Origin of the sequence: Paenibacillus marchantiae, from assembly GCF_028771845.1 — a bacterium.
Lineage (GTDB): Bacteria > Bacillota > Bacilli > Paenibacillales > Paenibacillaceae > Paenibacillus > Paenibacillus marchantiae.
In genome coordinates this window covers 5,066,677-5,078,285 of the sequence record NZ_CP118270.1, presented here as the reverse complement: position 1 = coordinate 5,078,285, position 11,609 = coordinate 5,066,677, and the positions used below count along the sequence as shown (strand labels likewise).

Annotated in this window: 10 protein-coding genes; 8 read left to right on the top strand and 2 right to left on the bottom strand. The window is 39.0% G+C overall.

The features are described from left to right. The first annotated feature begins 54 nt into the window (after positions 1–54). Entirely contained in the window at positions 55–483 is a 429-nt protein-coding gene (locus PTQ21_RS22800) for a MarR family winged helix-turn-helix transcriptional regulator (protein WP_063563662.1), read from the top strand. Positions 484–551: 68 nt separating this feature from the next. Here the strand turns inward: PTQ21_RS22800 and PTQ21_RS22795 are convergent, their stop codons facing one another. Then, entirely contained in the window at positions 552–1,565 is a 1,014-nt protein-coding gene (locus PTQ21_RS22795) for an alpha/beta fold hydrolase (RefSeq protein ID WP_274567257.1), read from the bottom strand. A 129-nt stretch (positions 1,566–1,694) separates the two neighbouring features. Here PTQ21_RS22795 and PTQ21_RS22790 point away from each other — a divergent pair, with 129 nt between their 5' ends. Next, positions 1,695–2,600, top strand: a complete 906-nt coding sequence (locus tag PTQ21_RS22790) for a LysR family transcriptional regulator (RefSeq protein ID WP_274567256.1) — start codon at positions 1,695–1,697, stop codon at positions 2,598–2,600. Between the two features lie 274 nt (positions 2,601–2,874). Here the strand turns inward: PTQ21_RS22790 and PTQ21_RS22785 are convergent, their stop codons facing one another. Further along, positions 2,875–3,774, bottom strand: coding sequence for an AraC family transcriptional regulator (locus tag PTQ21_RS22785; protein ID WP_274567254.1), 900 nt, complete (start codon positions 3,772–3,774; stop codon positions 2,875–2,877). A gap of 91 nt (positions 3,775–3,865) precedes the next feature. Here PTQ21_RS22785 and PTQ21_RS22780 point away from each other — a divergent pair, with 91 nt between their 5' ends. From PTQ21_RS22780 to PTQ21_RS22755, 6 genes are all read left to right on the top strand, one after another. Further along, complete coding sequence (locus tag PTQ21_RS22780; RefSeq protein ID WP_274567253.1) at positions 3,866–5,287, top strand: MATE family efflux transporter; 1,422 nt, start codon at positions 3,866–3,868, stop codon at positions 5,285–5,287. 72 nt (positions 5,288–5,359) lie between these two features. After that, positions 5,360–5,989: a DapH/DapD/GlmU-related protein gene (locus PTQ21_RS22775; RefSeq protein WP_274567252.1), complete on the top strand. Its 630-nt coding sequence runs from the start codon at positions 5,360–5,362 to the stop codon at positions 5,987–5,989. Between the two features lie 574 nt (positions 5,990–6,563). Then, positions 6,564–8,000: an AcpB/EbpR/MafR family transcriptional regulator gene (locus PTQ21_RS22770; protein WP_274567251.1), complete on the top strand. Its 1,437-nt coding sequence runs from the start codon at positions 6,564–6,566 to the stop codon at positions 7,998–8,000. A 159-nt stretch (positions 8,001–8,159) separates the two neighbouring features. Then, complete coding sequence (deoD, locus tag PTQ21_RS22765) at positions 8,160–8,867, top strand: purine-nucleoside phosphorylase (protein WP_064637627.1); 708 nt, start codon at positions 8,160–8,162, stop codon at positions 8,865–8,867. Between the two features lie 75 nt (positions 8,868–8,942). Next, positions 8,943–10,229, top strand: coding sequence for a purine/pyrimidine permease (locus PTQ21_RS22760; protein WP_274567249.1), 1,287 nt, complete (start codon positions 8,943–8,945; stop codon positions 10,227–10,229). Positions 10,230–10,231: 2 nt separating this feature from the next. Then, the gene (locus tag PTQ21_RS22755; protein ID WP_063563670.1) at positions 10,232–11,413 is read left to right on the top strand and encodes a NupC/NupG family nucleoside CNT transporter; all 1,182 of its coding nucleotides are present in this window, start codon (positions 10,232–10,234) and stop codon (positions 11,411–11,413) included. The last annotated feature ends 196 nt before the right edge of the window (positions 11,414–11,609 follow it).

Here is an 11,609-nt window from a genome sequence, read left to right as displayed (position 1 = left end):
TGTATAGTTTATTTACTTACAATTAGATTCCTAACAATCACAGGAGGGAAGATTATGAAATCCCGAAAGGAAACACCTTATCTGGATTTATTTCAGATTATCGGTCTTAAGTTAAAGAAAAGAGCGGACGAGAGTATAAAAGAGCTGGGCTTAAACGCTCAACAAGGAAAAGTAATCGATTATATTTACGAAAACCAAAATAGTCATATTATTCAAATGGATCTTGCAGATCGGTTTCATCTAAGTCGGGCCAGCATTACAAGTATGCTTCAAGCTCTAGAGCAAAAAGGGTTAATCGAGCGTAAAATCCCGGCCAATAATGAACGGCAAAAAAACATATACGTATTGCCAAAAGCGATTGAACTGATTGAAGATTTTCAAGACTCTTTCCAAAAGGTGGAGGAAGAAATCATTCAAGTCCTTACCGACGAAGAGAAGCAAGTATTAAAGAAATTGTTGATCAAAATCAATGAGACTATATAAAGAAGACACTTCCCTATGAAATGATGGCTGATTAAAAGGTTTTAGTCCCACTGAAAGTCCCTATTTAATTAGCCTAATTCCAAAAATCGCTTTAGATGACTATCTATAACGAGTGAATCCGCTTCGTTTGCACCGATTCCAAAGCAGTGTCCCCAATTGGATTCTATGGGTTGAAAAACAGCATTCGACATATGTTGAACGTCATACCTACTATCCTCTGGAGTGAAAAACAAATCACTTGATCCCGGCATAACGAGTGCAGGAGAGGAGATTTTACGTAATGCCTGTTCGAAGTTGTACTGGTCGACGGGATTATCGCTAATGTCTCCACTTATTCCTGTACGTAACATGGCAATCAAGTCATTCGCATCAAAGGACAAAAATACTTGGTCCCAGTATTCTTCTGCATAATGTTTCAATGAGCTGTATCCCTCGGATTGATACAATCTCTCCAAATAGTATGAATTTGAAAATCCCCAAGGGGCATAAACTCTCCCCATCGCTGCGAGACCGTCAACAGGTGGTTGCTTGTAAAGTCCTCTTTCCCATTTTGAATCCGCTTGTAGTGCTGCGATCATACTCTGGAATACCAGTTGTGCTAGCGGCCTCGTTTTCGCCGTTCCGCCAAATGGTGCAATACGTTCGACCATTTCAGGATAACTTGTTCCCCATTGAAAAACTTGCATTGCTCCTAGAGACCAACCCACAACTAGCTTGATTTTGCTGATACCGAATTTTTCAGTCATGAGTTGATGTTGAGCACGTACATTGTCATACATAGAGATGATAGGGAAATTGGATTTATCAAAAGGAGCAAGAGTATTACTGGGAGAGGACGATAATCCGTTACCCAACATATTGGGCACAATGATAAAATATCGATTAGGATCTAGTGCCTTGTTCTCTCCAATTAACCATTCATTATCGGTGTGAAGACCAGCAAACCAAGTCGGATACACAATAACATTGTTTTTTGCGGCATTTAAGGTACCGTAGGTCTTATAAGCAATAAATGCTTGAGGGAGTTGCTGACCGGATTGTAGCAATAGATCTCCAAGGGGATACGTTTCATAATCTTTCATTGATGGATGCTCCTTCATAACCAAATTAGTAATAACTTGATTTTCACTCTACAATACGCTTATCATCAATTCAACGAAACGTTTTTGAAGGTAACATTCAATTTTTTTGAACAAAGAAGGTGTTCGATTATGGAAATACGTCAACTAAAAACCTTTTGGACTCTGGCTTCTACACGCAGCTTTAGTCGGACTGCTGAACTATTGAGCTATGTACCATCTACCATAACCATGCAGATCAAATCCTTGGAAGAAGAGTTGGGCGTAAAATTGCTGGATCGACTAGGCAAAAATGTCATGTTAACGGATGCCGGCCAACAATTCTTGCCTTATGCTACTAAAATCCTGAACGATGTAGAAGAGGCCAAGTGTGTATCAAGTCAGCACGGGGAAACGACAGGAACGGTTACTATCGGGGCAGACGAAGTTATTTGTGCATACTTTCTTCCTGCTTTGTTCAAACGCTTCCGGGAGAACTACCCAGACGTTCGTCTTTTGTTTCGTCCCTTGTCCGGACAAGAGCTTAGAAACAGCCTAAGAGAAGGACTTACAGATGTGATTTTTGTATTGGATGAATTCGTTGCAGCCAAAGATCTTCATTCAGAATTTTTGAAAGATGAGTATTTTAAAATGGTGGTTTCTCCAGATCATATGTTAGCAACGCACTCCTCATTGAACATTGATGACTTTCACAAACAGCATTTTTTGTTGACTGAAAAAAACTGTTCTTATCGCACTCCTTTTAACCAGTCCTTATTGAAAAAAGGAGCCGATGCATTGACAGAACTGGAGTTTCATAGTGTCGAAGCAATTAAACAATGCGCTGTGGCTGGTCTTGGGATCGCCCTGTTACCTGAGATGGCTTTAAAGGAAGAATTAAGAGAGGGGAGACTAGTTGCTTTACCATGGGATTTATCGGAGGTATCCTTTTCCGCACAGATGCTCTGGCATCGTGAGAAATGGATTTCTCCATCAATGGCTGCCTTCATCGATATCGCAAAGAGTGAGTTGAAAACGGAAGAAGTATCTGGCTCATAAGAGGGAGAACACCAAGAACACCAAAGGCAAAGCCCGTGAAAGGATTCTAAGGAGGGTCGCGTTAACCCGAGAACAGATACTTTGAAAATGAAAAAAAGATAAAGAGGGTCGCTAATTCAGCGGCTTTTTTGTTTTATTGCTACAAGTTCTTTTCCCACGCGAGGGAGGATCGCTAACTGTTGAAAATCTTTTTTTAGATACTGGTTTGCTTGGCGGGACAGAACTGAACTTTAAATCGTGTTGTTAAAAGGTCCACTGTAAGTAATTTATAGGTTTAATTCTCCGTTTTACTTAAGCCATTTATGTCGCTTTTTCGATATGCTAGCGGGACTAATCCTATGTGCTTGCGAAAAAGGGATGAGAAGTAGCTCACACTTTGAAAGCCGCAGGCAAGTGCGATTTCACTCACAAGTCTTTTGGTTTCCCTCAACATCTCACAACTTTTATGAAGGCGGTATCGAGTTAAGTAGTTGTTGGGAGTTTGACCCACGTATTTATTAAATAAAGTACAGCAGCGGCTTCGACAAACGGCTCCTGAGGACGCAATGTCTTCAAGAGTTATTTTTTGCTCGTAGTTTTGATGAATGAATCGAGTCATTTGCTGAATATTCGTCCATAATTGCACATCGTGGATATCTCCCACCTTCGGTTGCAAGTGATCTCCAATACCAGCACATAAAGATAAAGCCTGAGAAGTTAAGCGGAACGGATTTGGAGCAAAGCTATTATGCATTTCAGCATAGATCGCTTGAATGGATAACAATATCTCGTGCTGCCAGGAGATCTGTTCTGCTAGTAATACAAAATCATCCATGTTTGGCCCAAACTTCTCTTCCCAGTAAGCTCGTATGAACGAACCTTCCCCGATGAGAGAGGAATGGATCACTATAACGATAAATGAACAATTACAATGACTGTGAGAAAAACCAAAATGCAAACGATGGCTATTCACAAAAATCCCATTTCCTTGCTCTAATTTAATGGTCTGTCCGTTAACAGAATACTCCATGGAGCCTTCCAGAATGTAAATGAACTCAACATCCGAATGCCAATGAGCGGCAGCTGCAAAATTATCAAATTCATTCAAGCTTCCTCTCCGGACATACAAGGGTAGGTCAGGTAGATTATAATTCAATCTTTCCGATAAATCAGAAAATACCTCTAAATTTTTCATCCAACAAAGTGCCTCCAATAAATATACGATTTTGACAAAAGTATAGCCAATATTTATGGAAAGGACAATGAATTTATCCTATCTTGATAATATGGAAAGCAACAGAGAGGAGTGGATATACGTTAAAAAGAAAAAGCGCATACAGTTAACTACTCCTATGACGCGAGATTTCAATAAGGAATTAATCACGCTTGTCATTCCCATTGCATTACAAAATCTAATCTCAGCAACAGTTATATCAGCTGATGTAGTTATGTTGGGAATGATTAGCCAATCTACAATGTCGGCCGTATCGTTAGCGGGACAAATCACCTTTGCATTAACATTGTTTTACATGGGCATGGCTACGGGAGCAGGGATTTTGACTGCACAATATTGGGGGAAGAAAGATGTTCAAACCATACAACGTATTCTCAGCACTGCCTGCTTGTTCTCATTTAGTATTTCTATTTTGTTCTTTTTAGTATCTTTTTTATATCCTGAAACGTTAATGCGTTTCTTTACAAATGATAGTGAATTAATTCGTTATGGTTCAATATTTCTAAAGATGAATTCGTTTTCTTATCTTGCAATGGGCATTTCACAAATGTATCTTAGCGTGATTAGAAGTATGGAAAATGCAAAACTAAGCGCTTGGATTAGTTCACTATGTTTAATGTTAAACATTTTGTTTAATACGTTATGTATCTTTGTCCTTTTCCCAGACAGACCTGAAATGGCAATCATGGCGGTAGCTCTTGCTACAGTTTTAGCTCGGTTTATTGAGTTGGGCTGCTGTGTTATATACTCAGTGACGAGAGGATCGATTCGTTTTCGTTTTCCCAAATGGGATGGAATTCAGTGCAATCTCCTAAAGGATTTCCTGAAATACACCATGCCTGTTCAAGGCAATTACATTGTTTGGGGAGGGGCACTAACTGCGACTGCCGCAATTATTGGACATGTAAGTGCTGACATGGTTGCAGCGAATTCTGTTGCATCCGTGGTTAAGAATTTAACGATTGTCCTGTGTGGAGGTATTGCTAGTGGGGGATCTATATTGGTTGGGAAATATCTAGGTAAAGGGGAGATCGACAAAGCAAAACAGGTAGGAAGCAGAATGAATCTTTATGCTTTACTATTTGGAATAATAGCAGGATGTACAATTATCCTGATAAAACCGCTTGTTTTCTCCGTAGTAAATCTAAATGTCATTTCTCAAAACTACTTGGATGGAATGTTATATATCAGTGCATTTTATTGTATTGCTAAATCCATTAATGCCACTAATATCTCAGGAATATTTACTGCAGGTGGTGACTCTAAATTTGGCTTTTGGTGTGATTCGATTGTAATGTGGGGTATTATTTTACCGCTTGGTTATCTCTGTGCTTTTGTCTGGCACGTATCACCCCTGGTATTATATATCGTCATTAGTTTGGATGAGATCATTAAGTTGCCATTGGCATTTTACCGTTATCGCCAATTCAAATGGCTAAATAATATTACAAGGACTTTTTCACCAGTAGGTTAAGAAATAGACGGTCAAAGAATGTAAGGTCAACTAAAATAAATAGATTAGATTAAATTCAGAGGAGACTAAGGCATGAATATTACAGAACGAATGGCAAGCCGACAACTGTTTACGGATCACGATGCGAATTATCCACAGGAAGCTTCTGATCTGGCTCGGGCGCGTCAACGAGGAAAGGCACTATGTTATGAGATCAATCGCTTACATCCCGATGATATTGAAATGCGTAAGACTCTGATGGAACAACTTTTCGGTTGTATTGGTGAAAATGTTTGGATGGAACCTCCTATTCGGATGTCGTATGGATCAAACACTACAGTAGGCAACAATGTCTATATCAACTTTAATTTAACTGTTGTCGATGACTATAAAGTCACGATTGGAAACGATGTCATGTTTGGTCCGAATGTCACGATTGCTGTAACCAATCATCCAGTACATCCAGAAAAGCGCAAAGAAGGTGGAATGTTCGCCCTACCGGTAGTCATCGAGGATGGCGCATGGATCGGTAGCTGCGCTGTGATTGTGCCAGGAGTTACTATTGGTTCGGGTAGTGTGATCGGTGCAGGAAGCGTGGTAACCAAGGATATTCCTAGTAATGTTATCGCTGTGGGTAATCCCTGCAGGGTCCTTCGTGAAATCACCGATCATGACAGAGAGTATTACTACAAAAACATGCGTTTCGACCAAGTCGAATGGTAGTGGATAACCAAGCAAATAATCAAATCTAACGTGGGCCGACTTAGACGTTACCTGGTAAGGAGAGAATATGGAAGAATGATGCCATTCATTGTTGAAATCATTATATCTGTATGTATTTTGATTGGATTATATTGTGTAGTAGGTAGGTTATTGGAATCCCCACGAGTTGTCAGTTACGCAGAGCATTTAGAAGAACAATTTGAAAGAAATCTTAATCTTTATGAAGACAACACAAATTGAATATTAAAGTATAAGATCTATAGATATAAATTGCTTTTATCCCCTTTTCGTAGACAAGAAAAAAAAGACATCTGTTAAGATGGACTTAATCTTGTCTAGCGGAGGGGATTTTTTTATGGATAAAAAAGGGAAATCATATCAATGGTGTGGCCGAAAGGGTCGACTTGTATATGGATTGAACTAACGCATTGGATAGTTTAAGCTTATTCACACTGGTTTATCATAGATCGTATTTAAATACATTAAAGAGCCGATTCTTTTCTTATGAGGGAATTGACGTTTCATTAGCCAAAAACACGATGACATTCAAATCACATTGAAATAGGGTGGAAACATGGATAAAGGATTTACATTAGCTAATCAACTATTAACGCTGCTTGATACGGAACAAAGATGGTTTACCTTAGCTGAAGTTGAAAAAAGTTTAGGTATCTCCGATAAAACCATACGTAAGATGGTTGAGGAAATCAGCAAGCAATTACCCCCTACGGTAACCATAGAAGTTTCTAGAGGAAAGGGAATCGTTCTTCGGCGCGATGGGCGAAGTGAGACGATGAGTGAAGTGATTTCTTCAATGTTCAGACAAACCATTTTTTATCGACTGATGAATGTTTTGTTCACGAATGTGGATCGACTGTCCGTGGAGGAGCTTGCCGGAGTTATGTTTATGAGTACCTCCTCGTTGAAGAAACTGATCGTGCAATTAAATAATAATGATCTAAAAGCGTATAAGTTACGCATTACATATTCAACCCCGATAATCAAAGGGAATGAAATGAATATCCGATATTTCTATTGGAAGTTATATTGTGATGCGTATGAGTTCACAGGATGGCCCTTTGCGAATGTCGATTTTGCATATATCAATCAGTTAATCACAAATACAGAGAATGAGAAAAATATTGTGTATTTTATCAATTCCAAACGGAGATTATCTTTTTTGTTGGCCATTGTTGTGGAAAGAGTCGCTAAAGGGAAATACGTAAAAATCGACGAAAGTGCTTACCCTTGGGAAAAGGGGATGTTTTATCTGCCTGTGAAGACCCTCGCCAAGAGTCTTGGAGAGAAGCTTACCATTGATTTTCCCCATAGTGAAATTTACTTTATGCAATCTCTGGTCAGTCTCAGCCAATATCATTATTATGAAGGATCAGAAATAACGCCGATGAAAGAAGTTGAATTGCATAAGGACAAAGAAGAATATCAAATGGGTAATCTGCTTCTAAGGCTACTAGCCAAAATATACCCTAACTTGGAGATGGAAGAACGATTTCTATTGGAGATATACGCGTTTTTTGACAAGTTATTAATCGATAATGCAATTCCTGAATGGATGATGATTTCACAAAGTAATTTAACGGCTTATGTTCAAAAGGAATGCCAACAGCTTTATCAAGAACTGCAAACCTGCATGCAAACGTGGAGTAAAGCTTATCCAGCCGTCTTGTACAATAATTTTCATTTAACCAAGCTAACCTTAATTGTTCGTTCCAATTTACGTTATAAAAGGAAAAGGGCCTTCTTGGTGATTGGAGAAGAATTTTCAATTCGTCATTACATAGCGGATTTGATAAAGAAGGAAATTGGGGATCAGCTGATCATCATTACTTCCATAATGAAAGGGCTCTCCGACGAAATGATGCAGCAACATCAGATTGATTTTGTCATTAGTAATATCCCTGTTGCATTGCAGACCGTGCCTGTTGTTATTATCTCTACGATCCCGTCTAAAAGAGATCTGGACAATATTCGTAAAGAATTACTTTTATAATTTGATCAATTATTTCCCGTATCCTTCGTAAGATTTTGGTCTAGTTTGTTATGCTGAAAAATCTTATGCTCAATGTACTTTCCGAACAGATTTTCTTGAAGGCAAGCGGAAGAGATTTCGGTAAGCCTGAGTTCAACATTGAGAGTAGGAGGCAGAAATATGAGTAGGCATTTAGGCGCAAAAAAAGGAGAAATAGCGGACATCGTTTTGCTTCCAGGAGATCCTTTACGTGCAAAATTTGTAGCAGAACACTTTTTAGATGAGGCCAATTGTTATAACGAAGTAAGAGGCATGTATGGGTACACTGGATTATACAAGGGGATACGGGTATCAGTTCAGGGGACAGGGATGGGAAATCCATCGATGAGCATCTATGCAACGGAATTGATTGTCGATTATGAAGTGAAGAAATTGATTCGTATTGGTACATGTGGCGCGATGCAGAAAGAAATTAATATCCGCGATATTGTAATAGCCCAATCCGTGTCTTCAGATAGTAATATGACGGATAAGATCTTCCATGGCTGTAATTATGCACCTACAGCAGATTTCTCATTGTTAATGAAAGCGTATCAACAAGCACAAGCTAAACAAGTAAATGTCTTTGTCGGCAACATCTATAACTCCGATGAATTCTACCGTGAGAGCTTAGATCGACTTCACAAGTTTATGGATTTTGGTGTTTTAGGAGTTGAAATGGAAAGCACAGCCCTATATACGTTAGCCGCTAAATATGGCGTGAAAGCGCTATCTATTTTGACAGTAGGTAGTCAATTGTTAACACAGGAGCACTTAACTCATCAAGAAAGTGAACAATCATTTTATGAAATGGTCGAAATCGCTCTTAACACAGCCATTGAGAGCTAATCTACCGATAAGAGTAGTGTAGTAAGAAAAGAGAGTGAGAAAGAAATGAAGGTAGTACTGTCTGGATTGCAGTGGATGATGTTTATGATCGCAGGTGCAATTGCTGCGCCAATTGCTATCGCAGATTTATACAACCTAACACCCATGGAGGCTTCTGGACTCATCCAGAGCACACTGATTACTTTAGGAATAGCTGGATTTTTACAAGGCGTCATCGGCCATAAATCCCCTATTCATGAAGGTCCAGCAGGGTTATGGTGGAGCATTTTCACTATTTACGCAAGTTTAGTGGGGGTATTGTATTCTTCGAATATAGCTGCCCTGCAAGCTTTAAGTGGGGGAATGATCTGTAGTGGAGTTTTATTTATCCTAATCTCAGCATTTAAGCTGATGGATAAAATCGCTCGTCTATTTACGCCAACGGTCACTTTTATATATTTGCTCTTATTGATCTTTCAATTAAGCGGTTCTTTTATGAAAGGTATGATGGGGATCACGTCAAGCCACACCTTGTTAGATGTTAAAGTGTTCGTGCTGAGTGTGATTGTGATTTGCATTACCTTTGGGTTAGGGAACAGTCGCTTTGTTTTGCTGCGCCAATTTTCAGTAATAATCAGTATATCGATAGGCTGCTTATTGTTTATCATATGCGACAAGATGCCGGTGATTTCACCGGCGGATACACTATTTAAACTGCCAAAACTATTTCCTTTTGGAAGTCCAAGATTTGATAGCGGGACAGTCACAACTGCCTTTCTATTAACACTATTGTTAATAACCAATGCGCTTGCGTCTATTCGGTTGATGGAGACCGTTATGAAACAAAAGAAATTGGATCATAACCGTTATTTGCGTGCCGGATTTACTTCTGGCATTACCCATTTTATTGGTGGCAGTTTCGGAGCGATTGGCTCAGTGCCTATTTCGGGAGCGGCGGGATATGTTGAACAAACAGGAATGAGGGAACGGAAATCGTTTTTAATTGGATGCACCTTAGTCATCTCTGTATCCTTGTTTCCGCCAATAATGAACGTAATATCCGGTATTCCAGCGCCTATAGGCTATGCCGTTACATTCGTTATCTTTGTGAAGATGGTTGGATTATCGCTGAAGGAATTGAAGAAGGTTCTGCATGAAGAACGAACATTTGTTGTTAGCGGAGTTTCTCTTTTAGTTGGTGTGGGTTTAATGTTTATTCCTACATCCGCTACCAGCCATTTATCTCCGATTGTAATAGCCATTTTGAATAATGGGTTAATTTGCGGAAGTCTATTGGCGATTATTTTGGAACAAGGGTTAATGTGGAAAGATGCAAATCGATATGAGGATTCCAAAAAAAGTATCGATAATTTGGAGGGTTAATTATGCATTATCTAATTTCTGTTGTTGGTCTGGTTATTGTTCTATTACTAGCCTGGCTTGCAAGTAATAATAAACGGAAAATCAAATATCGTCCAATCATCATAATGATTGTTATTCAGTTAGGTTTGGGATTAATTATACTAAAAACGAGTATAGGCGAATTCTTAATTAAAGGGTTTGCCGATAGTTTTTCGAAATTACTTGGATATGCCAACGAAGGAACGAACTTTGTTTTTGGTGGGATTGCCAATGAAGGAGCTCATACCTTTTTCCTGTTTGTGTTGATGCCAATTGTTTTTATGTCAGCATTAATAGGAATCCTGCAACATTACAAAATACTGCCGTTCATTATCAAGTATATTGGTCTGGTGCTAAGTAAAGTAAATGGCATGGGAAAATTGGAATCTTATAATGCAGTTGCAGCCGCAATTGTAGGACAGAATGAAGTATTTATTTCTGTGAAAAATCAGCTTGGATTATTGCCAAAACATCGCTTGTATACATTATGTGCATCTGCAATGTCAACGGTATCCATGTCCATTGTTGGTTCATATATGACGATGCTGGAACCTAAATATGTAGTAGCTGCATTAATTTTAAACCTATTTGGCGGCTTTATCATTACATCCATCATTAATCCGTATGAAGTTACAGCAGAAGAAGATATCGTTGAAGTTAAGGAAGAGGGCAAACAAACGTTTTTTGAAATGCTGGGCGAATATATTATGGATGGATTTAAAGTAGCCATCGTAGTTGGGGTAATGTTAGTTGGTTTTGTTGGAATCATTGCTTTAATTAACGGGGTCTTTAGTGGCATATTTGGAATATCATTTCAGGGAGTTCTAGGGTATGTCTTTGCACCAATTGCCTTTATGATCGGTGTGCCATGGCATGAAGCGGTTCATGCGGGGAGTATCATGGCAACGAAGCTGGTTGCGAATGAATTTGTTGCCATGTTAGACTTTGTTAAGATTCAAGACGGTTTAAGTGGGCGTACTACAGCTATTGTTTCCGTTTTTCTAATCTCATTTGCTAACTTTGGGTCCATTGGTACTATCGTGGGTGCAGTAAAAGGGCTGAATGAAAAACAGGGGAATATTGTTGCTCGCTTTGGATTGAAGCTGTTATATGGCGCAACACTTGTAAGCGTTTTATCCGCTATAATTATCGGAATTATATTTTAGTTGAATCATTTCTATTTTGAATACCATTGAACTCGAAATGGAGCTGTTCCAAAAAGATAGTTGATGTCAGAGGGACATAAAAATTATCACATTAAAAGTCGCTAATTTTAGCGGCTTTTTTTTCGTCTGTTTGCTCATATTCGGGACGACGAACCGGTTGCTGTCTATATAGTCACGAGCGGTCAGACCGGGGTTT